The sequence below is a fragment of the Rhodococcus erythropolis NBRC 15567 genome (assembly GCF_001552595.1).
Classification (GTDB): domain Bacteria; phylum Actinomycetota; class Actinomycetes; order Mycobacteriales; family Mycobacteriaceae; genus Rhodococcus_F; species Rhodococcus_F erythropolis.
The window spans coordinates 73830-95402 of sequence record NZ_BCRM01000006.1 but is presented as its reverse complement, the minus strand read 5'-3'; the positions used below and the strand labels follow the sequence as shown (position 1 = coordinate 95402).

The following is a 21573-nucleotide window of genomic DNA, read 5'->3' as shown; positions in this document are numbered from 1 at the left end:
CTGGCCCCTTACCTTGTGCGTGCGTACCGCCACGAGGAAAGGCTAGTCCCCTGAGCAAGATCACTGTCGACCACGAAGACGAAGCAACCGAGAACACCGTTTCCGTCCAGCTCGACGACACCCATGTACCCCCGAGCTTCGCCGAACTCGGTGTCCGCGACGAAATCGTCCGCGCACTGAACGAGATCGGCATCGAGCGCACCTTCGCCATCCAGGAACTCACCCTTCCGTTGGCTCTCGCCGGTGACGACCTCATCGGTCAGGCCCGCACCGGAATGGGCAAGACCTTCGGTTTCGGCGTCCCGCTCCTGCATCGCATCGTCACCGCCGAGAACGGCACGGCTGTCCTCGACGGCACGCCTCGCGCTCTGATCATCGTTCCCACCCGCGAACTGTGCATCCAGGTCGCTCGCGACCTCGAGAACGCCAGCAAGTACCTCCGAGTCGGCGACCGAGGTCTCCAGGTTCTGCCCATCTACGGCGGTCGGCCGTACGAGGCGCAGATCTCGGCACTGCAGAAGGGCGTCGACGTTGTCGTCGGCACCCCGGGTCGCCTGCTCGACCTCGCCAACCAGTCGCACCTGATCCTGGGCAAAGTGGGCGTTCTCGTCCTCGACGAGGCCGACGAAATGCTCGACCTCGGATTCCTCCCCGACATCGAACGCCTCATGGGCATGGTCCCCGACAAGCGTCAGACGATGCTCTTCTCCGCCACGATGCCCGGCCCGATCATCACCCTGGCTCGCACCTTCCTGACGCAGCCGACGCACATCCGCGCCGAGGAAGCCGAATCCTCCGCAGTGCACGACCGCACGAGCCAGCACATCTACCGTGCGCACGCTCTCGACAAGGCCGAGATGGTCGCCCGTGTTCTGCAGGCCGAAGGCCGCGGCGCGACGATGATCTTCACCCGCACCAAGCGCACAGCCCAGAAAGTCGCCGACGATCTCGCCGAGCGCGGCTTCTCCGTCGGTGCCGTCCACGGTGACCTCGGACAGATTGCCCGCGAGAAGGCCCTGAAGGGCTTCCGCAACGGCAAGGTCGACGTGTTGGTCGCCACCGACGTCGCCGCACGCGGCATCGACATCGACGACGTCACCCACGTCATCAACTACCAGTGCCCCGAGGACGAGAAGACCTACGTCCACCGCATCGGTCGTACCGGCCGCGCCGGACGCACCGGCATCGCTGTCACGCTGGTCGACTGGGACGACATTCCTCGCTGGCAGCTCATCGACAAGGCACTGAGCCTCGGAATCCCCGATCCGGTCGAGACGTACTCGAGCTCGCCGCACCTCTACGAAGAGCTGTCGATTCCGGCCGACGCCAAGGGCACTGTTCGCAAGGCCAAGCCCGCCCCTGAGAAGGCTGCAACCGACAAGGCGGCAACGGACAAAGCAGACGCGCCGAAGACGGCCGACGCCGACGGCAACGAAGAGAAGGCCGCGCCTCGTCGCAACCGGACTCGCCGCCGTACCCGCGCCGGTGCTTCGACCGACGCCGCGACGTCCACCACCGCCGGCGCCACCACAGCTCCCCCTTCGGCACCGGCTGCAACCGCTACCGAGAACTCGGACGAAGACGGAGCGGCCAAGCCGCGTCGCCGTCGGCGTCGTCGCCCCGCGGCTTCCGCGACGGCAGGCGCCGCAGAGTAAGCTGCCGATGTGCTGGCTCCCGAAAGGCGTACTCGCTCAGATGTGATCGGTGCGCTGGCAATCGCGCTGGCAGTAATCGTGGCGGTGACCGTGGTGTGGTTGCGCAGTGATGCGCGCGGAACCACCTCGGTCACCGCCGAATCTCCACTCCCACCTCTGTCGACGTCGGTGTTGTTACCCGACGTCCTGAAGCAGACGTGGGAATCTCCCAGTGCCGACTCGACGGCACCCATCACCGTCGGAAATGCCGTCGTCACCGCCGACGGTTCCGACGTGATCGGCCGCGACCCGGCAACAGGCGAAGAAGTGTGGCGATACGCGCGCAACATTCCCCTGTGCGGTGCGATCGGTTCGTGGGATCGCGTCGTCAGCGTCTATCAGGACAATCGCGGTTGCTCTCAGGTCACGTCACTGGTCGCCGACACCGGCGCCCGAAAGGACCAGCGCAACAGCGACGCCGATTCCGCGGTCACCTTGTCGGCGGACGGCACCTATCTGATCTCACGCGGCAGTGAGCGAATGGAACTGTGGCGCTCGGACCTCGTCCGAACTCTCGAGTACGGCAGGGTCGACGCGAAGGTCAATCCGAACAAGCAACCCCGCACCGGATGCACGCTGCTCGACGCTGCGTCGAGCGCCAACCGAGTCTCGGTACTCGAGCGTTGCCCGGGTGAAGCCTCCAACAGGTTGACGGTGATGAACCCCGCACCGAAGGACGCCCAGGAACCCGAAGAGTACGGATCCTCGATTCTCCTCGACTCCGAAGGCGCCCGCCTGCTTGCCGTGGCCGGCGAGAAGACGGCCGTCTACCTCCCTGCCGCCAACGGAACCGCTTCTCGCATCACCATTTTCGACGGGACCGGCAATCCGATCGTCGACTATCCGATCGAGGGAGCGGTGACCGAAGGGGCCCGCACCCACGCCGACAAGGCTTCGATCACGTGGTGGACCGGCTCTCAGACGGTCAACCTCCGCCTGAGCGACCTGGCTCCGACGTGGATCGTCAACGGAACGTCAGGGCCCGGAAGCATGGTCGCCGGTCAGATGCTCATCCCCGTTCCGGGCGGCATTGCAGCCGTCAGCCCGTCGGACGGAGCGGTGCAGCGCATGATCGCAGTCGACCGCGGTGAGACGACGACGCCGATCGTGCTCGCCAGTGCGGGCGAGACGATTCTGGAACAGCGCGGCGATACCTTGTTTGCGCTGCGCTAGAAGCTCTCGCCTTCCTCAGAGCGCCAGTTCCGGCGCGAAAGTCACGACTTCATTTCCAGCCCAATGCTTTACGAGATTGTCGGCGAGTTCACGATAGGCATCCGCGCCCTTGTTCTTTCGCCCGGCAAGGACCGTCGCGCCGGAAGCAGAGGCCTCGGCGAACTTGACGGTGCGTGGAATCGGCGGCGCCAGAACGGCGAGGGAGTAGCGGTCACTGACGTCAGCGAGTACGTCGCGACTGTGCGTGGTTCGAGCGTCGTACAGAGTCGGAAGTGCGCCGAGCAGAACAAGATCCGGGTTGGTGATGGCTTGGACTTCACGAACCGTACGCAGCAACTGTCCGACGCCGCGGTGTGCGAGGGTTTCGCATTGCAGTGGAACCAGAACCGACTGCGCCGCAGTCAATCCGTTGAGTGTGAGCACACCCAACGACGGTGGGCAGTCGATGATGATGACGTCGTAAGAACCCAGGAGCGGAGACAGCGCCCGCTTGAGCGCGAACTCTCGACCGGGTCGCATCAGGAGCAGCGCTTCGGCGCCCGCGAGATCGATGGTGGCCGGCAGGAGATCCATACCGTCGTCCGTCTTCAGCACGGCGTCGACCGCGTCGAGATCACCCGCCAGGACCTCGTTGACCGAACGTTCGAGGCGATCCGGGTTGTGTCCGAGCGAGAACGTCAGGCAGCCCTGCGGGTCGAGATCCACCACCAGAACTCGTTGTCCGAGCGCGGACAAAGCCGCACCGAGAGAAGCGACGGTAGTGGTTTTAGCCACGCCGCCCTTTTGATTCGCCACTGCGAGAACCGTCGTCACACGTAGATCCTTGCGCACTTCGCGCCAGGAGGCGAGCTACACACGCGAGGCAGCCTGCAATGATGGTCGACATGACCTCCCAGTCCGCCCCCTCGTCGATCCCCCTCGGTGCTCGCGTCGTACTCATGCGCCACGGTGAAACCGAGTGGGCACGCACCGGGAAACACACGGGCCGGACCGAGGTTCCGCTGACTCCGCTCGGCGAGATGCAGGCAACCGCGACCGGAAATCGCTTGCGAACCCTCGACCTCCGGAACCCCATGATTCTGACGAGTCCGCGGCTGCGCGCACAGTTGACGGGTGATCTCGCCGGCCTGCCGGAAGAGCGAACCTGGGATGCACTTTCCGAATGGGACTACGGCGACTACGAAGGCCTCACGACGCCCGAGATCCGCGCAACGGTGCCCGATTGGACCGTCTGGACACACCCGTGCCCCGGCGGCGAGCAGACCGATCAGATCCATGCCCGCACCGACATGGTGCTGTCGATGGTGCGTTCGCAGCTACCCGAGCGGGACGTGATCCTGATCGGGCACGGCCACTTCTCACGCGCGCTCATCGCCCGCTGGCTCGAGCTCCCGGTCACCGAAGGAAAGCGTTTCGCGTTGTTCCCGGGCGCTTACACGGTTCTCGGTTACGAGCACGGCGCCAGCCACCTCGTCCATCACAACGTGCCGCCGCTCGTGGACGCTTGAGGCTTAAGATTCTCCCCATGATCCGACGCGCCACGCCCGCAGACGTCCAGCCGATCACCGACATGATCTACGAGTTGGCGGACTACCAGAAGGCCCTCGACGAGTGCACCGTGACGGCGGAACAGATCGGCGAGGCATTGTTCGGGCCGGCCGCGACGGCCTTCGCGCACGTCGCTGTGAATTCGGCTGACGACGTCGTCGGCATGGCGCTGTGGTTCCGCAATTTCTCCACGTGGGACGGCGCCCACGGCATCTACCTCGAAGACCTGTACGTCAAGCCCAGCCAGCGCGGATCAGGCCACGGAAAGGCTCTTCTGGCCGCGCTCGCCAAGGAGTGCACCGACAACGACTACACCCGGCTGTCCTGGTCGGTGCTCAATTGGAACACGCCCTCGATCAAGTTCTACGAGTCACTCGGTGCCGACGCGAAGACGGAGTGGACCACGTATCGCCTGACCGGCACCCACCTCGGAGCTCTTGCCGCCGAAGCTGAGTAGGACTGAAGCAGGGTAGGCGTTCCGTCCTACTTGTCCCGCGGCTCTTCGGTCTCGTCCGGGTGTCCCTCTTCCGGCGACACCTCGTCTGCGTACGCTCCGTACTCCGCTGCCATCCATCGAGACGTCGGAGCCGAGAACAGGCAGCCCAGAGCGCCGAGAACGACGACACCCAGAACGATGCCGAGCGGCACCTGATGCGAATCGGTCAGGAGCGACCAGGCGACCGGCAGGAGCAGCAACTGCGCGACGACGGCGATTGCCCGGCCCCACCGGCGGCCCGTCAGCAAAGCGATACCGGCTGCCAACACCGCGCCGCCGAGGATCGCGACCCAGGCGGCAAATCCGTATCCGTTGGTGACGCTCTGATCGTGGCCGGTCGCGCCGCGAATCACTGCGACGATCGCGAACCCGGCGGCAACCAGCCCTTGCAGCGTCACGAGGGCACCTGCCCATGTGACTGTCTTGGGCAGGGCGTTCGGACTGGCGGTATTCGGCACGAGGCCAGCCTAGAACACGACACCGGATAGGCTCATGCCCCGTGCGCGCACTGCTGATCGTCAACCCCAATGCCACCTCCACCACCGCTGCCGGTCGTGACCTGTTGGCACACGCCCTCGAGAGTCGGGTGCGACTTACTGTGGCGCACACCACACATCGGGGACACGCTGCCGAACTGGCGCGCGAAGCCCACGAAGACGGCTTCGGCTCGGTGATCGTCCACGGCGGCGACGGAACGGTCAACGAAGTGGTCAACGGACTGCTCGGGTCACCGCATCCCGCGTCGATGAAATCGGTTCCGGTCGGTCCGATCCCGACGATCGCTGTCGTCCCGGGAGGCTCGGCAAACGTTTTCGCGCGCTCACTCGGTATTGCCGCCGACCCGATCGACGCCACAAACCAACTCGTCGATCTACTCTCGGAACGAACGAGACGCCGAATCGGGCTCGCACACTGCGACAACCGTTGGTTCACGTTCAACGCCGGAATGGGCCTCGACGCCGATGTATGCGAAGCCGTCGACGCCAGCCGTAAGAACGGTGACGCCGCCACACCCGCCCGGTACGTCCGAACCGCAATCGCGGCGTTCTTCCGTGCCAAGCGAGCCGAGCCCGCCCTGACAGTCCACCTCCCCGATCAGGATCCCGTCTCCGGAGTCCACTACGCGTTCGTGTCGAACTCGAGCCCGTGGACATATCTGGAAGAGCGTCCCGTACACACCAATCCGGGAACGACCTTCGACAGTGGACTCGGCATCTTCGCCATGACGAGCACCAAAGTCCTACCGTCTCTGCGGGTTGTGCGACAGCTCCTCGCACGCGGCGCAGAACCGAAATCGAAGGTCCTTCTACGCACCGACGACGTCCCGACAATCACCATCGAATCGTCGCGACCGATCGGACTGCAGATGGACGGCGACTACATCGGACTTCGCGAAAAAGTCGAATTCACCTCGGTCCCGGATGCACTGGAAGTGTTCGCACCGATTCCGACGTGAGTCAGGCAACACGTTTGACCTGCAAAAACTCTGGTGCCGAATAGTCGAAATCGGGTAAAATGCCGGTGACGCCCAGGTGGCCGTCAGGTGTGTCACAAATTAGTGAGTTGGCCCACGAACCCGTTCAAACCTATTGACATACCGCGAGTTCGTGAAAGCATTCACAAGTAACAGTGCGGAAACATTGATGACGCACACACAAACTCATTGGTACCAAATGGTGTGAATACACACCCAATTAAGGAGCGAAAAAAGATGGACTGGCGCCACAACGCAATCTGTCGCGACGAGGATCCCGAACTGTTCTTCCCGGTGGGAAACAGTGGACCGGCCCTCGCTCAGATCGCTGATGCCAAGGTTGTCTGCAACCGCTGCCCCGTCACCGCCGAGTGCCTGTCCTGGGCTCTCGAGTCCGGTCAGGATGCAGGCGTCTGGGGCGGAATGAGCGAAGACGAGCGCCGCGCACTCAAGCGTCGTAACGCACGTACCCGTGCACGCACTTCCGTCTAGGTAGAACCGAGACGTTCGACTCGCGGCGGAGAACAGCCCCTCCGCACAGTCGAAGACGACAGCCCGACACCACATGGTGTCGGGCTTTTTGTCTGCTCGAATCGCTAACGCTGCTCGAATCAGTAACGCGCAGTGCGTCTACCGAGCGGCACGCGCAGAACCGCGTCGGTGCCGCCACCGCTTCCCGGGTGCAGTCCGAGCGAGCCACCGAGTTCGGCGCCCAACAAAGTCCGCACGATCTGGAGTCCGAGCCGATCGGACTTCTCGAGGTCGAAGTTCTCCGGCAGGCCGCGCCCGTTGTCGTGGATGATCACGTCCAACCAGCGCGCAGAACGCTCGGCGCTGAGTGTGACCGTGCCGGTCACTCCCGGATCGAAAGCGTGCTCGATCGCGTTCTGCACCAACTCCGTCAGCACCATGACCAGCGGGGTGGCGCGCTCGGCGGAGAACACTCCGAAACTGCCCTCACGCCGAATCGCCACCGGCACACCCACTCCCGCGACATCGGAGAGCATGGGAACCAACCGGTCGATCACCTCGTCGAGATCCACCTCTTCGTCCACCGACATCGACAAGGTGTCGTGAACGAGGGCGATGGACGTCACGCGCCTCACCGACTCTGTCAACGCCTGTCGCGCTTCGTCGTTGCCGGTTCGCCTGGCCTGTAGACGCAGAAGCGCCGCGACGGTTTGCAGGTTGTTCTTCACTCGATGGTGAATCTCGCGGATGGTTGCGTCCTTGCTCAGGAGAGCGCGATCACGACGCTTGACCTCGGTGACGTCGCGGACGACGACCGCCGCACCGACATGCCGGCCGCCCGGCTTGAGAACCAGGGCTCGCAGCAGAACGGTCGCCCCGCGCGCCTCGATCTCCATACGGCGACCGGGCTTGTCCGCCAACGTATCTCGGATGTATCCCGCAGCTTCCTGAGACTCGAACGGGTCGGTGACCAACGAACGGGTCAACGCCGCGAGGTCTTGGCCCACCAAATCCGAACTCAGACCCATCCGGTGATAGGCCGAGAGCGCGTTCGGGCTGGCATAGACGACGGTGCCTTCGGTATCGAGACGGATGAAGCCGTCGCCCGCACGTGGGCTCGAGTTCGTGTCGGAGCGCGATTCTCGGATCGGGAAGGTTCCGTCGCTGATCATCTGACACAGGTCTTCGGCGCAATCGAGATACGCGAGCTCGAGCGGACTCTGCGCTCGCTGGTGCGACAGGTTGGTGTCGCGGCTCAGAACCGCGATGACTCGCCCGTCCAGACGCACCGGAACGGCTTCCCGACGCGGCGGCATTCCTTCACGCCACGTCTCGTCTTCCCCGCGCACGACGCGGCCCTCGACGAGAGCGCGAAGAACCTGCGGGTGCTCGGACTCGGAAACGACCGTTCCGACCGCGTCCTCCGGAAAAGCCGTCGATGCCGTTGTCGGCCGGCAATGCGCGACGCAGATGACCGTCCCCTCGGATCGGTTCTTCTCCGATTCGGTGCCCACCCACAAGAGAACGTCGGCAAAGGAGAGGTCGGCGAGCAGTTGCCACTCCCCCACGACGCGCTGGAGATGGTCGACCGCCGCACCGGGAAGATCGGTGTGTTCGGCGAGGAGGTCACTGAGAGTGGACATCGTCCGGATTAGGAGATCACGGCGATCAGATCGCCTTGCTGAATCACGTCGCCGACCTTGACGCCCACCGTCGTCACCGTTCCCGGAACTTCGGCCAGGACGGGAATCTCCATCTTCATGGATTCGAGGATGACCAGGGTGTCGCCGTCCGCAACGACGTCTCCCTCGCTCACGACGACCTGGTAGACCGTCGAAACCATCTCGGCGCGCACGTCTTCTGCCATCGTGAACCTCACTTCTGTCGGAACTGCACTCTGACCACGAAAATACGTCGACGGATCACTCGATCGACCTGCCAATGGAACCACACCGGCATCGGCGTGAAACAATGACGCGAAAGAAACAGAAGGGAGACCAATCATGGGTAAGCGTGGTCGTAAGAAGCGCAGCCGTAAGGGCAACGCCGCTAACCATGGCAAGCGTCCAAACGCCTGACATGTAGCGCAACAAAACGTCCGAGGGGCGGGGAAGCATTGCTTCCCCGCCCCTCGGCGTTACTGCCTTCCGACTGCTGCCGCTCAGATCTTCGCTGACGGGCTAGCTGTCGGTTTCGGTAGTCGTTATGACGATGGTCCGACGCAACTCGACAGTGAGCCGCTGACGCAGGCTTTCCGGCGCGTGGTCTCCACCGCACTTACGGTTGATCAGGCTCTTGACCTTCTCCTCGATCCCGTAGGCCTCGAGGCACGATCCACAATCGTCGATATGACGCTGCAGGCGAGCACGACTTGAATCGTCGCATTCACCGTCGAGCATCAACCAGACGTCGGCGATGACTGCCGAGCAGTCGAGCCTTTCGAATTCGTCCTGCTCACTCATCGTGTGACACCTTCCGTCTCGGTGGCTGCGACTGTGGCTGTGTCGACCGCGCCGTCCCGATTGAATCCCCGGTCTTTTGCGACATCGGCCAAAAGACCACGCAATTGCTTGCGACCACGGTGCAGTCGCGACATCACCGTTCCGATGGGTGTGCCCATGATCTCCGCGATCTCCTTGTACGGGAATCCTTCGACATCGGCGTAGTACACGGCCATACGGAATTCCTCGGGAAGCGACTGCAGCGCCGCCTTGATGTCGTCGTCAGGCAACGCGTCGAGCGCCTCCACCTCGGCCGATCGCAGCCCCGTCGAGGTGTGCTCGGCGGTGGCGGCCAACTGCCAGTCGGTGATCTCGTCCGTCGGATACTGCGCGGGTTGGCGCTGCTTCTTTCGGTACGAGTTGATGTAGGTGTTCGTGAGAATCCGGTACAGCCAGGCTTTCAGGTTGGTACCAGCACGGAACGAACGGAAAGCGGTGTACGCCTTGACGTACGTCTCCTGCACGAGATCCTCGGCATCAGCCGGATTCCGCGTCATGCGCAGGGCAGCGCCGTACAACTGGTCGAGCAGCGGGAGCGCGTCGCGCTCGAACCGGGCAATCAACTCATCCGCAGTTTCGGGCGTTTCGGACACAGCGCCGTCGATAGGTTCAGTTACCCCTGACGGTTCGTCCTTGGGCCGGTCGTGTTCCAGCACTCTGATCCCTTCACTAGCCGTAGGGATCAAGGTTACCGCCAACTGAAGATCCGACCCACGGGCCGGTGGTGGCTCACACACAGCCAGCACGGTCGCTCCTTCGCTTCTCGGGACAAGTTTCATCAACTGGTACCAACACGGGAGTCTGCGACTCTGTTCCCGGCCTGGTCGGATGCACCTGTCGGCGATCCACATAGGGTGTTCCTCATGGCCGGAACAGCGACCCCTGCGACCGTACTTCTCGACAAGTCGAAGACACCGCACCGCGTTCACAGCTACGACCACGATCCTCGCGCCGAATCGTTCGGCGACGAGGCGGTCACTGCACTGGCCGAGTTGGTAGCAGTCGAGGCCGCACAGATCTTCAAGACCTTGGTCGTCAAACTCGACACCGGCAAGCTCGCCGTCGCGGTCCTGCCGGTCCCGAACAAGCTCTCGCTCAAAGCCGCAGCCGCTGCCCTCGGTGCAAGCAAAGCCGTCATGGCCGATCGCGCCGAAGCCGAGCGTTCTAGTGGCTACGTCTTCGGCGGTATCTCGCCGCTCGGCCAGCGCAAGAAACTGCCGACCGTGATCGATGCGTCGGCGCTCGACTGGGACCGCATTCTCTGCAGCGCCGGTCGACGCGGGCTCGAGATCGAGCTGGCTCCGACGGACCTCGCGCAGTTGAGTGGCGCGGTCACGGCGCAAATCACGGCGGGCTGAGTATCCGGTCGCTACGGTCTCACCATGCGACCACACCTGAAAACTCTTGCACTGACCGCTGCAGCGGCAGCTCTCACCGTCTCGCTGACGGCCTGCGGGAGTTCGGACAATGCCGCCAAGGAAGTCACGGTAGTCGGATCAGGGCAGGTCCGCGGGGCGCCGGACATCCTCCATGCCGACATCGGCATCGAGGTGGTTGCCCCGGATGTATCGGGAGCGGTCTCGGAGTCGAATGACAAGGCCCGTCAGATGATCGACGCGATAGTCGCCGCCGGTGTGGCCCCCGAGGACGTGCAGACAAGCGATCTGTCCGTCCAGCCGCAGTACGACGCCAGCGGCGGACCGTTCGTCGGCGGCAACGTGACCGGCTACCGGGCAACCAACTCGGTACGAATCGTCGTACGCGATCTCGACAAGGCCTCTTCTGTCCTGGACGCCGGCATCGCGGCGGGCGGAAACGCGGCACGGCTCGGCAACGTCGCCTTCGCCATCGACGACGACTCTCAGCTTCTGGCCGACGCTCGCACCCGGGCCTTCGAAGACGCCAAGAACCGTGCCGAGCAGTACGCGGATCTGTCCGGTACGTCGCTCGAGAACGTCGTGACCATCACCGAGGCACACGACACGAGTGGCGGTCAGACCATGCGCGCTCCCGACGCCTCGATGTCCGACATGGTTCTCGCCCCGGGAACCCAGCAGGTCTCGTTCGAGGTGACCGTTACCTGGGCTCTCGGCTGACCACTAGAGCAGGCTGATCTGCTCGCCGGCACGGTCGACGTCCGGCTCGATCAACTCGTGCCCGTTGTTCTTGACACTGTTGACCAGCGGCCGGACTCGATCGACGTCGATCCGCTCGAAGAGGTCCGGTACCGGTTCGAGCAGAGCCGAATCGACGGTGTTGTCGGGATCGAGCCACGCCTCCCAGCGGTCACGAGGCAGGGCGAGGGGCATGCGGTCGTGAACCTGCTCGAGGTGACCGAGAGAGTCGACTGTGACGATCGAGCAGCTCAGGACGGGGCTCGCGTTCTCGACCCTCGGGTCCCGCCAGGCAGACCACACGCCCGCCATGAACAGCCGTGATCCGTCGTCGGGGTGCATGTAGTAGGGAATCTTCGCTGCCTTTTTCCCGCCGGTGGCCTCGGTCTGCCACTCGTACCACCCGTCCATGGGGACCAGGCATCGTTTGAACTTGAAGGCGGTCCGAAACGCCGACTTCTCCGCCAGCGAGTCGGCGCGGGCGTTGAACAGGACCGGGCCTTTGCCCAGTTCCTTGGTCCACGACGGCACCAATCCCCATCGCATCCGCCGAATCCTCTTGGTCGGATCGCTGTCGGGATTTTCCCGATCGTGGCGTTCGACGACGGTCAACACCTCGGTCGTGGGGGCCACGTTGTAGTCGGCTTCGACGGGCGCCGAGTGGTCCGTCTCGTCGAGCGCATCGAGTTCCACCGCCAGGGTGGCCGGGTCCGCTGTGGTCGCATACCTTCCGCACATGACACCCAGGGTGGCACGGTTTCGACCATTCCCCCACCGATGAGAGAAGATGGACCATGTGAGTCTGAGTCTGTGGAGCGCCCCGAGGGCCCAAGCACCCGTCGATGCAGTGGTGACGCTGCCCGGATCCAAGTCCATCACCAATCGAGCTCTGATTCTTGCCGCACTTGCGGATGGCCCGTCCACGATCACCGGTGCACTTCGCAGCCGTGACGCCGACCTGATGATCGCAGCTCTGCGTGACCTCGGCATCGGCGTCGAGGAAGCCGGCGATCCGACCACGCTTCGCATCACCCCTGGGCCCCTGCGCGGCGGCGAGGTCGACTGCGGCCTTGCCGGCACCGTGATGCGCTTCCTGCCGCCGCTCGCCGCGATGGCCGACGGCAGCGTCCGCTTCGACGGCGACGAGCAAGCACGCACCCGCCCACTCGGCACCATCTTGGAGGCACTGCGCGGTCTCGGCGCTCGGATCGAGGGTGACGCACTCCCGTTCACCGTCACCGGAACCGGATCCCTACGCGGAGGAACGGTCACCATCGACGCATCCGGCTCGTCGCAGTTCGTCTCCGGTCTCCTGCTCTCGGCTGCTGCCTTCGAAGAGGGTGTCACCGTTCACCACGACGGCAAGCCCGTCCCGTCCATGCCACACATCGACATGACCGTCGAGATGCTCCGCCAATCCGGAGTTTCCGTGACGACACCGGCCACGGGCGGAGACGCAGACACGTGGCGGGTGGCACCGGGGCCGGTGCGCGCCGTGGACTGGGCGATCGAACCCGATCTCTCCAACGCCACACCGTTCCTGGCCGCAGCCGCTGTTACCGGCGGAACCGTCAGCGTCCCGATGTGGCCGTCGTCGACGACGCAGCCCGGCGACGCGATCCGCGGGATCCTCGCCTCGATGGGCGCCGACGTCACTCTTGCCGACGGCTTGCTGACCGTTCGCGGCCCGGAGAAACTGCGCGGCATCGACATCGACCTCCACGACGTGGGAGAGCTGACCCCCACCGTCGCGGCCCTGGCCGCTCTCGCCGAGGGCACCTCGCATCTGCGAGGTATTGCACACCTGCGCGGGCACGAGACCGACCGTCTGGCCGCCCTCGCCGACGAGATCAACAAGCTCGGCGGTTCCGTCACCGAAACCGACGACGGCCTCACGATCGTTCCCGCGGAACTCCATGGCGGACAATGGCTCTCGTATGCCGACCACCGCATGGCAACAGCCGGCGCCATCATCGGCCTGGTCGTCGACGGCGTCGACGTCGACGATGTCGGAACCACAGCCAAGACACTGCCCGGCTTCGAGAACATGTGGATCGACATGCTCGAGAGTTCGCCGGCGACACCGAAGGCAAGCTTCTGAGTCCGCGGCAGTACGACGAGTCCGACGTCCGGGTACGTCCCGGCCGCGGATCCCGCCCCCGTACGAAGACTCGGCCCGAACATCTCTCGGCCGAATCGGGGATGGTGGTGTCGAAGGATCGTGGCCGTTGGGGTTGCGTCCTCGGCGGCGACCCCGACCGACTGATCGTCACGATGCGTGCCCGCGAACTTGGCCGAACCCCCATCGTCGTCGGCGATCAGGTGGACATCGTCGGCGATCTGTCCGGCAAAACCGATACCCTCGCCCGTATTGTCCGGGTCTCCGAGCGTTCTACGGTTCTGCGACGGACGGCCGACGACACTGATCCCTTCGAACGCATCGTCGTCGCGAACGCGGAGCAGTTGCTCATCGTCGTGGCACTCGCCGATCCCCCACCGCGCACCGGTTTTGTCGAGCGCGCACTGGTCGCCGCCTACGTGGGTGGCCTGACACCGATCGTCTGCCTGACCAAGAGCGACCTCGAACCACCCGAGGAATTCGCGAGCACTTTCGCCGACCTCGACATCCAAGTGGTCGTCGCCGGTCGCGACGATCCCCTGGACGAACTGACGCAGATCCTCGAGCACAAGTTGACCGCCCTGATCGGACATTCCGGCGTCGGAAAATCGACATTGGTCAATCGCCTTGTCCCCGATGCCAATCGAGCGGTCGGCATCGTATCCGGCGTCGGCAAGGGCCGGCACACATCGACGCAATCGGTGGCACTCCCCCTCGCCGGTGGCGGTTGGGTGATCGACACCCCGGGCATCCGTTCGTTCGGTCTGGCGCACATCTCGCCCGAGAACGTGGTGGCTGCATTCTCGGATCTCGCTGCGGCGATCGAGGATTGCCCGCGCGGATGCACGCACCTCGGGCCGCCGGCAGACCCCGAATGCAAGCTCGACCTGCTGGAGGGCAAATCCGCTCGACGCGTCGTCGCTGTGCGACAACTGCTGGAAGCGATCAAGTCCAACGATCAGTACTGAGCGACACCCCTGCACGACGCCCCAGCGCGAGAACAGCAAAGCGGCCCGGCACCATGTCGAATGGTGTCGGGCCGCTTGTTGCGTCTGGTCAGCGCAGGCGGGAAATCAGCGCAGGCCGAGGAGGCTGCGCAGCTTTCCACTCTTGCGCTTACGTGCGATGGCGCTCTTGAGACCGTTACGACGCCCGGTCACGGGATCGACAGTCGACGTCAGTTCGCCGTCGAACATCCGCTCCGACGCCGTCTCGGGCGCATTGTCGACGGTGTCCTTGAGGTACTTGTTGGGCAGCGACAGCTTGGCGATGGTGCGCCAGGACTTGGCGTACTGCACGGCAAGTGGGCCCGTCGTGTACGGCAGGTCGTACTTGTCCGCGAGCTGACGCACCGTGACCGCGATGTCCTTGTAGCGGTTGCTGGGCAGATCGGGGAACAGGTGATGCTCGATCTGGTAGCTCAGGTTGCCCGTCATGAAGTCCATGAGCGCGCTGCCCTCGATGTTGGCGCTGCCGAGCATCTGACGCAGGTACCACTGAGCCTGCGTTTCCTTGTCGATGTCTTCCTTGGTGAACTTCTCGGCACCGTCCGGGAAGTGACCGCAGAAGATGACCGCGTTGGTCCACACGTTCCGCAGGGTGTTGGCGGTGAAGTTGGCCGACAACGTGCTCTTCCACGCCGGGCCGGTGATGGCCGGGTAGATGACGTAGTCGCGCAGGACCTGCTTGCCGATCTTCTCGCCGACCTCGCGGAGCTTGCGCTGGGTCTCTCCCTTGTCGGCGCGGCCCTTGGCCACCTTGCCGAGCTCGAGGTGCTGTGCGGCGATGCCGTACTCGAAGAACAGCGCGAGCAGCGTGTTGTAGACCAGATTGCCGGCGTTGAAGGGCTTCCATCGCTGATCGCGGGTGACGCGCAAGAGTCCGTATCCGACGTCGTCGTCCATTCCGAGGACGTTGGTGTACTTGTGATGCAGGTAGTTGTGGGTCTGCTTCCAGTGCGCAGACGGGCCGGTGACGTCCCACTCCCACGAGGTGGAGTGGATCTCCGGGTCGTTCATCCAGTCCCACTGACCGTGCATCACGTTGTGCCCGAGTTCCATGTTCTCGATGATCTTCGAGAGCGTCAGCAGGCCAACTCCGGCGAGCCACGCCGGACGGCGACGGCTGGCGAAAAGCACTGCGCGGCCGCCAATTTCGAGTGAACGCTGCAGGCGAATGACGTTGCGCACGTAGCGCGCGTCCTTCTCGCCGCGCGACTCCTCGATGTCGCGACGAATCGCGTCGAGTTCGCGGCCGAGCGCCTCGATGTCGGCGTCCGTGAGATGTGCATATTCCTTGACATCTGCAATCGCCATGGAAAGCCTCCTAGCAGTGAGTTAGGCGCAAAGTAGTAAGTGCAGAACGATCATGACTTCGAATCGTTCAGATCAACTGCACCTACTGTAGCGTAACTTACGGCACCGTAGGTTAGGTTTTTCCCGATGTAACCTATATCACTTCCGGCGCTTCGGCATGCGAGAACGCGCCTGCGACTTGAGTGCGGTCAACAATCCGAGGCGCTTGCCGGTGACCGGATCGGTACGCAGGTCCTCGACCATCGCCATGGCTGCGTCCCGGAACCCTGAGTCACGGAACCGTAGTTCCGAGGACGTTTCCGGAGCATTATCCGAGGTCGCAGTCAGCCACTTGTCCGGCAAGGCCAGCTTGTGGATCGTGCGCAGCGCCAGGAGATACTGCTTGAAGAGCGAACCGGTGGTGTACGGGAGATCGAACTTCTCGCACAATGCACGCATCTTCACGGCAATTTCGGGGTAGCGGTTGCTCGGCAGATCAGGGAAGACGTGGTGCTCGATCTGGTAGCTCAGGTTGCCACTCATGAGTCCCATGAGCTTGCCCGAATTGAAGTTCGCGCTACCGAGCATCTGGCGCAGGTACCACTCGTGACGAGTCTCCTGCTCGAATTCGGCAACGGTGAACTTCTCGGCGCCGTCCGGGAAGTGACCACAGAAGATGACGACGTACGCCCACAGGTTGCGCACGAGATTCGCGGTGGCATTGGCCGTCATGGTCGACTTCCACGCCGGCCCCGTCAGCGCGGGGAACAAGATGAAGTCCTTGCCCACCTGACGAAAGATCTTGCGCGCGAAGTCTTTGTTCGCCTGCGAGTTCAGTTGCCCCTTTTCCGCGCCCTCCAACTCGGCTGCCGCCGTGAGGTCGTGCAGCGCGATGCCCCACTCGAACGTGGCCGCCAAGATCACGTTGGCGATCGGCTGGAAGAGGTTGATCGGCTTCCACGGCTCGTCCCGCGTCATACGCAGGATCCCGAAACCGAGGTCCTCGTCCATCCCGACGACGTTGGTGTACGTGTGGTGCTGGTAGTTGTGCGCACGCTTCCAGTGCTCGGAAGGACCGGTCTGATCCCACTCCCACGAGACGGAGTGAATCTCGGGATCGTTCATCCAGTCCCATTGCCCGTGCATGACGTTATGCCCGAGCTCCATGTTCTCGATGATCTTCGACAGGCTCAGCAGGGTCGTGCCGACCAGCCATGCCGGTCGGTACCGACTGCCGAACAGCGCGATACGCCCACCGAGCTCCAACGCCCGCTGGACGCGAATGACGCGACGAATGTAGCGGGCGTCCCGGATTCCACGAGAGTCTTCGATGTCGAGTCGAATCTGATCGAGTTCACGTCCGAGAGCTTCGACATCGGCCTCGGTGAGGTGCGAAAACTCTTTGATATCGGTGATGGCCACCGTGGTCCTCCGTGTGCCTAGAAGCTATGCGTCCAGCGTACAGTCGCCGGCGGCAGCGGAGATGCACGTCTGAATGCGCTCGCCCTCCGCGTGCTGTTTTCCCGAGCGTAGGTCGATTGCGTGGCCGGCGACGAGAGGCACGACACACGTCTGGCAGATGCCCATGCGGCAACCGAAGGGCATCAAGGCGCCGGACTGCTCGCCGGCTTCCAGAAGCGTCGTCGCGCCGTCGACGGTGATCGTCTTACCCGACTTCTCGAACGTGACCGTGCCGCCGTCCGCCGAGGCGTCGATGCGCGAAACCGCGAATCGCTCCATGTGGAGTCGATCCTCGATGCCTTCCGCCTTCCAGACGTCTTCGAGCTCGTCGAGCAACGGAAGGGGTCCGCACGCCCAGGTGTGGCGCTCACGCCAGTCGGGGCAGACCGTGTCGAGGGAACTGAGTTTGAATTTTCCGTCGCGGCGCGTGAGCTGAACGTGACTCACGAAGTCCTCGTGCTCGGCGTGCAGTGCCGTGAGTTCGTCGGCGAACATCACGTCGGATTCCGTCGGAGCCGAGTGGATGTGCATGACGTCGGGCAATTGACCGCGCCGGTTCATCGTCCGCAGCATGCCCATGACCGGAGTGATGCCACTGCCGGCGGTGATGAACAGGATCTTCTCCGGCGGCGGATCCGGCAACGCGAAGTTACCCGAAGGCGTGGCCAGTCGAACGATGGTTCCCGACGGCACGGCCCCGCTGACGAGGTGGCTCGAGAGAAAGCCCTCTGGCATGGCCTTGACCGCGATGGAAATGCGCTTGTTCTCCCAGTTGGGAGGCGAAGTAAGTGAGTACGACCGCCAATGCCAGCGTCCGTCGATATGCAGACCGATGCCGATGTACTGCCCCGGCTGGTAATTGAAGTCGAATCCCCACCCCGGCTTGATGACGATGGTCGCCGAATCCGTGGTCTCAGGCCGGACTTCGACGATCTGACCACGCAGCTCGCGGGCGGACCACAACGGATTTGCGAGGTGCAGGTAGTCGTCGGGAAGCAATGGTGTGGTCAGCCGAGCCGCCGCACCACGAAGCAGATTGAGCTTCGACCGCGCTGCCGGAACTACCGACGCTGCCGGTGCCTCGATCCAGTCCTTCAGACCCATCAGACCTCCACCTCTCACCTTCCGAACCCACTGCCTACGGTACCGTAGGTTATCAGGTTACGGTACCGTAGGTTACTTCACGGTAAGCACATTCACAGCAGGTCGAGCAAGAACGGCAACTCCTGCGCGGCGTACCACGCCAACTCGTGGTCCTCCGCGTCGCCGAGCGTGAACTCGGCATCGGCGTCACCGAGATCCGCCGCGTCGACTATGCCAGCAGCGCGCTCGATGTCCGATTCTGCCTGTTCGAGGTCGACATGCACAGATGCAACCTGAGCCATCGTCACAGGACCCGCCAATCGAACTACAGAATCGTCGAGATCGGGCCGCAACTTCACATCGGCATCGTCGACGTCGGCGGCAACGACAGCACGCCGGAAGGTGACATCACCCTCGGTTCCGGCGATCAGCCGCAGCGACGCACGCGCAGCCTCCCCCATGGCGACCTCGGCCAACTCGTCGTCATCGCCCGCCGCGTACGACTCACGCAGAGTCGGGGTGACCGCAAAAGCCGTCCGGCTCATCGGGTCGAACTCCTGATCTGCGACCAACTTCTGCAAAATCTCGACCGTCGCCGGTACGTACACCCTCATGAGACCACCTTCATGCTCGTTCGTCACCGACTCGCATCCGTCAATTCCTCGAGTGACTCGAAGATCAGCGAACGAACGACGTCGACGTCCGACATCGCGTCACGGTCGGCATTCAAACCGTAGTAGACATTTCCGTCGTACGACGTCAGGGCGATGCTGAGTGTCTGATTCTTGAGCAGTGGCGACACCGGATACATCTCCAGCATCCGAGCCCCACCGAGGTAGAGCGGGAACTGTGGCCCTGGCGCATTGGTGATCATCAAGTTGAACATTCGCTGCGACAGACTACTGGCCGCACGGGAGCTCATCGCATGCAGCGTCGCCGGCGCAAACCCGGACATTCGCACCATCGTCTGCGCGGTGACCCGCCGACCCTGACGCGCGAATGCCTCCGTCGCATGCGCCACGTGAGAGAGCCGAACAACCGCGTTGGGTTCACCGACAGGCAGGTCGATGAGGAACGACGAAACATGCCCCGGCGCCTGCGGATCGTCGACGTCGGGACTCTCGGGGCCGTCCGTGTACACCGACATGGGCACCATCGCCCGCACGATGGTCGCCTCGGTCACCGGCTCACCACGCGAGAGCAGCCAGTTCCGCATCGCACCTGCGATGACGGTGAGAATCACGTCATTGATCTCGCACCCGTACCGCGCGCGAATACGTCGATAGTCCTCGAGAGACGTCTTGGCCACCGCAAGGCGTCGATTGCGCGAGATGGTGGCGTTGAGCGGGCTCGACGGGGCCACCTGGGTCGCCGTTCGAACCACTTCCGCGAGTTTCCCGAGTGCACTCACAGCCTCGGTGACGGATGTGGTCACGTCGTTGAACGCTGCACGCGCCCGCGCGATCCCCTCCCCCGGGCTCGTCACGAGATCTGCCATTGCACTGACCAACAAGCTGGTATCGCTCGGTGGCCTGGCGGGCATCCACAATTCTTCGGGGCCTGGCGCTCGATTCTTCTCCGGATCGAAGATCACCTGACTGATCTCTGGAGCCGCCTCGCCGTCCACCAACGACGAATGAGACTTCGTGAAGATGGCAAATCTGTTTCTGCTCAGCCCCTCGACCAGGTACATCTCCCACAACGGCCTCGTGCTGTCGAGGGGTCTCGACGTCAGCCGCGCGATCAGATCCATCAGCTGTTCGTCGGAACCTGGTTTGGGCAGAGCCGATCGGCGTACGTGATAGGTGATGTCGAAATCCGAGTCGTCCACCCAGACGGGGCGGGCCAGGCCGAACGCCACCTCACGCACTCGCTGGCGGTAACGCGGAACCGATCCGAGCCGCTCTTCGACCAGACGAAGCAATTCCTCGTGATCGATCCCGTTTCGCAGTTGCCTGAAGATCCCCAACGAGCCGACATGCATCGGCGTCGTCCCGGCTTCGAGGAAGTAGAAAGCAGCATCCTGAGTCGTCAGTCTGTTCACCATGGCTTCGTGTCCCCTCCTTCGCCGAGATCGAACAGAATCGACAACTCCTCGATGGTCGATTCCGAGCCGACGTGGTGGACCCCGACCATCCCGACTGCCACCGCCGCCCGGACGTTGATTTCGAGATCATCCACGAAAACGAAGTCCTCCGGCTCGACGCCCAAACGACTCGCCGCCAACAGATAGATCTCGGAGTCGGGCTTCGCCATCTCGACATCACCGGACAAGATCACGTCGTCGACCAAGACCCCGTCTCCGAGATCCCGCAACCACTGAGCATTGGCACCGCCGGGATCGTTGCTGACGATTCCCGTCACGATTCCGCGGGCCTTCACCGCGCGCATGACCGCGCTCAAGCCGTCGAGATCCGATCCCGGACCGAACAGCACGCCACCGACATCCAACAGAAGTCCCCGCACGCCATCACCCTAAGTCGCGATGGTGATCACGGCGACATCTCGAGCGTTTCGTGTCATGCTTCTCACCATCGCTCGGGGGAGCGAAGTCCGAGACGACCATCTCGGACGCACGATCATCCGGGGGGATGTCATGGAGCAGGACTGCACAATCATTCTCGAGCCGGCACCACAATTCGAGCCTCACGCGCATACCGTCGCGCTTACGCAGCCGCAGTGCCGACCCGACCGAGCGCAGTGCCGAACAGACCGAATGCTGCGTCGCCCACGAAAGACACCACACAACGGGACGTCGTCCAGTGCCGGTTTCACTCACGTGCTGGAACCGCAGTTGGCGGGTGCCGACATCTTCTGGAACCGATCACTTCGCCTGGTTCTCGAAACCGTCGACCGGCGACGAAATCCGCGGCAACTCAAGGGCGTATTGACGCCGTCCGTCCTGGAAGTTGTTGCACGACTTTATACTTCGGAATTTTCTGCCCGGAAGCTGGGCGGCGCGGCCGTTCACCGCACCCACGTTCAAGCAGTGTCGAAGAGTACCGCCGAAGTCTGTGCGACGTACACACGAGGCACGCAGACATTTGCCGTCGCGGGTCGGATCGACCATACAGATGGAACAGGCTGGACGGTCACCGCACTACACGTGGTGTGACCGTCCAGCCTGCTGAGTACTAACTACGCT

25 protein-coding genes are annotated in these 21573 nt (G+C 63.5%); 12 read left to right on the top strand and 13 right to left on the bottom strand.

Features of this window, described 5'->3' with window-relative positions; genetic code table 11:
• Positions 1–50: 50 nt before the first annotated feature.
• Together RE4_RS11795 and RE4_RS11790 are read left to right on the top strand one after the other, a co-directional pair.
• Positions 51–1655, top strand: a complete 1605-nt coding sequence (locus RE4_RS11795; RefSeq protein ID WP_029537929.1) for a DEAD/DEAH box helicase — start codon at positions 51–53, stop codon at positions 1653–1655.
• Between the two features lie 9 nt (positions 1656–1664).
• Positions 1665–2867 (top strand): Rv3212 family protein, encoded by a 1203-nt coding sequence (locus RE4_RS11790; RefSeq protein ID WP_020907116.1) that lies wholly within the window; start codon positions 1665–1667, stop codon positions 2865–2867.
• A 15-nt stretch (positions 2868–2882) separates the two neighbouring features.
• Here RE4_RS11790 and RE4_RS11785 read toward each other — a convergent pair whose 3' ends face one another.
• Complete coding sequence (locus RE4_RS11785) at positions 2883–3680, bottom strand: ParA family protein (protein WP_003940948.1); 798 nt, start codon at positions 3678–3680, stop codon at positions 2883–2885.
• Positions 3681–3751: 71 nt separating this feature from the next.
• Here RE4_RS11785 and RE4_RS11780 point away from each other — a divergent pair, with 71 nt between their 5' ends.
• On the top strand, positions 3752–4375 hold the full coding sequence (locus RE4_RS11780) for an acid phosphatase (protein WP_080945748.1): 624 nt from the start codon (positions 3752–3754) through the stop codon (positions 4373–4375).
• A gap of 17 nt (positions 4376–4392) precedes the next feature.
• Positions 4393–4872, top strand: a complete 480-nt coding sequence (locus RE4_RS11775; protein ID WP_046378341.1) for a GNAT family N-acetyltransferase — start codon at positions 4393–4395, stop codon at positions 4870–4872.
• 26 nt (positions 4873–4898) lie between these two features.
• Here RE4_RS11775 and RE4_RS11770 read toward each other — a convergent pair whose 3' ends face one another.
• A complete protein-coding gene (locus tag RE4_RS11770) occupies positions 4899–5369 on the bottom strand; it encodes a hypothetical protein (RefSeq protein WP_020907115.1) in 471 nt (156 codons plus the stop codon).
• A 41-nt stretch (positions 5370–5410) separates the two neighbouring features.
• Here RE4_RS11770 and RE4_RS11765 point away from each other — a divergent pair, with 41 nt between their 5' ends.
• Positions 5411–6367 carry a diacylglycerol/lipid kinase family protein gene (locus RE4_RS11765; protein ID WP_019747798.1) on the top strand — a complete coding sequence of 319 codons (957 nt, stop codon included), beginning with the start codon at positions 5411–5413 and terminating at the stop codon, positions 6365–6367.
• A 255-nt stretch (positions 6368–6622) separates the two neighbouring features.
• The gene (locus RE4_RS11760; RefSeq protein ID WP_003940950.1) at positions 6623–6877 is read left to right on the top strand and encodes a WhiB family transcriptional regulator; all 255 of its coding nucleotides are present in this window, start codon (positions 6623–6625) and stop codon (positions 6875–6877) included.
• A gap of 119 nt (positions 6878–6996) precedes the next feature.
• On the opposite strand, the gene RE4_RS11755 is transcribed toward RE4_RS11760, so the two are convergent.
• Together RE4_RS11755 and RE4_RS11750 are read right to left on the bottom strand one after the other, a co-directional pair.
• Positions 6997–8499 carry a sensor histidine kinase gene (locus RE4_RS11755; RefSeq protein WP_019747797.1) on the bottom strand — a complete coding sequence of 501 codons (1503 nt, stop codon included), beginning with the start codon at positions 8497–8499 and terminating at the stop codon, positions 6997–6999.
• Between the two features lie 8 nt (positions 8500–8507).
• Positions 8508–8723, bottom strand: coding sequence for a biotin/lipoyl-binding carrier protein (locus tag RE4_RS11750; protein WP_007731208.1), 216 nt, complete (start codon positions 8721–8723; stop codon positions 8508–8510).
• Between the two features lie 136 nt (positions 8724–8859).
• Here RE4_RS11750 and RE4_RS31845 point away from each other — a divergent pair, with 136 nt between their 5' ends.
• On the top strand, positions 8860–8934 hold the full coding sequence (locus RE4_RS31845) for a 50S ribosomal protein bL37 (protein ID WP_022597109.1): 75 nt from the start codon (positions 8860–8862) through the stop codon (positions 8932–8934).
• A gap of 102 nt (positions 8935–9036) precedes the next feature.
• Here the strand turns inward: RE4_RS31845 and rsrA are convergent, their stop codons facing one another.
• Complete coding sequence (gene rsrA, locus RE4_RS11745; RefSeq protein ID WP_003940722.1) at positions 9037–9318, bottom strand: mycothiol system anti-sigma-R factor; 282 nt, start codon at positions 9316–9318, stop codon at positions 9037–9039.
• A complete protein-coding gene (locus RE4_RS11740; protein ID WP_019747795.1) occupies positions 9315–10013 on the bottom strand; it encodes a sigma-70 family RNA polymerase sigma factor in 699 nt (232 codons plus the stop codon). The genes rsrA and RE4_RS11740 overlap by 4 nt, the downstream gene beginning before the upstream one ends.
• Before the next feature lie 207 nt (positions 10014–10220).
• On the opposite strand from RE4_RS11740, the gene ybaK reads away from it, so the two are divergent.
• Positions 10221–10715, top strand: coding sequence for a Cys-tRNA(Pro) deacylase (gene ybaK, locus RE4_RS11735; protein WP_060938631.1), 495 nt, complete (start codon positions 10221–10223; stop codon positions 10713–10715).
• A 24-nt stretch (positions 10716–10739) separates the two neighbouring features.
• Complete coding sequence (locus RE4_RS11730; RefSeq protein ID WP_060938621.1) at positions 10740–11453, top strand: SIMPL domain-containing protein; 714 nt, start codon at positions 10740–10742, stop codon at positions 11451–11453.
• Between the two features lie 3 nt (positions 11454–11456).
• On the opposite strand, the gene RE4_RS11725 is transcribed toward RE4_RS11730, so the two are convergent.
• Positions 11457–12209 (bottom strand): SOS response-associated peptidase, encoded by a 753-nt coding sequence (locus RE4_RS11725; RefSeq protein WP_060938620.1) that lies wholly within the window; start codon positions 12207–12209, stop codon positions 11457–11459.
• Between the two features lie 49 nt (positions 12210–12258).
• Between RE4_RS11725 and aroA the strand changes: the two genes are divergently transcribed.
• Both aroA and rsgA read left to right on the top strand, forming a co-directional pair.
• The gene (gene aroA, locus RE4_RS11720; protein ID WP_060938619.1) at positions 12259–13572 is read left to right on the top strand and encodes a 3-phosphoshikimate 1-carboxyvinyltransferase; all 1314 of its coding nucleotides are present in this window, start codon (positions 12259–12261) and stop codon (positions 13570–13572) included.
• Entirely contained in the window at positions 13521–14558 is a 1038-nt protein-coding gene (gene rsgA / locus RE4_RS11715) for a ribosome small subunit-dependent GTPase A (protein WP_007731200.1), read from the top strand. Before aroA ends, rsgA begins: the two co-directional genes overlap by 52 nt.
• 105 nt (positions 14559–14663) lie before the next feature.
• Here the strand turns inward: rsgA and RE4_RS11710 are convergent, their stop codons facing one another.
• The 6 genes from RE4_RS11710 to RE4_RS11685 form a co-directional block, all read right to left on the bottom strand.
• Positions 14664–15905 carry a fatty acid desaturase family protein gene (locus RE4_RS11710; protein ID WP_060938618.1) on the bottom strand — a complete coding sequence of 414 codons (1242 nt, stop codon included), beginning with the start codon at positions 15903–15905 and terminating at the stop codon, positions 14664–14666.
• A 138-nt stretch (positions 15906–16043) separates the two neighbouring features.
• Positions 16044–17306, bottom strand: a complete 1263-nt coding sequence (locus RE4_RS11705) for a fatty acid desaturase family protein (RefSeq protein ID WP_020907111.1) — start codon at positions 17304–17306, stop codon at positions 16044–16046.
• A gap of 24 nt (positions 17307–17330) precedes the next feature.
• Positions 17331–18449 carry a ferredoxin reductase gene (locus RE4_RS11700; RefSeq protein WP_003940928.1) on the bottom strand — a complete coding sequence of 373 codons (1119 nt, stop codon included), beginning with the start codon at positions 18447–18449 and terminating at the stop codon, positions 17331–17333.
• A gap of 92 nt (positions 18450–18541) precedes the next feature.
• Positions 18542–19042: a DUF6912 family protein gene (locus RE4_RS11695; protein WP_020969223.1), complete on the bottom strand. Its 501-nt coding sequence runs from the start codon at positions 19040–19042 to the stop codon at positions 18542–18544.
• Between the two features lie 23 nt (positions 19043–19065).
• Positions 19066–20475 carry a WS/DGAT/MGAT family O-acyltransferase gene (locus tag RE4_RS11690; protein WP_020969222.1) on the bottom strand — a complete coding sequence of 470 codons (1410 nt, stop codon included), beginning with the start codon at positions 20473–20475 and terminating at the stop codon, positions 19066–19068.
• Entirely contained in the window at positions 20469–20894 is a 426-nt protein-coding gene (locus tag RE4_RS11685) for an HAD-IA family hydrolase (RefSeq protein ID WP_060938617.1), read from the bottom strand. Before RE4_RS11685 ends, RE4_RS11690 begins: the two co-directional genes overlap by 7 nt.
• Before the next feature lie 55 nt (positions 20895–20949).
• On the opposite strand from RE4_RS11685, the gene RE4_RS11680 reads away from it, so the two are divergent.
• Positions 20950–21543, top strand: a complete 594-nt coding sequence (locus tag RE4_RS11680) for an Rv3235 family protein (protein WP_060938616.1) — start codon at positions 20950–20952, stop codon at positions 21541–21543.
• The last annotated feature ends 30 nt before the right edge of the window (positions 21544–21573 follow it).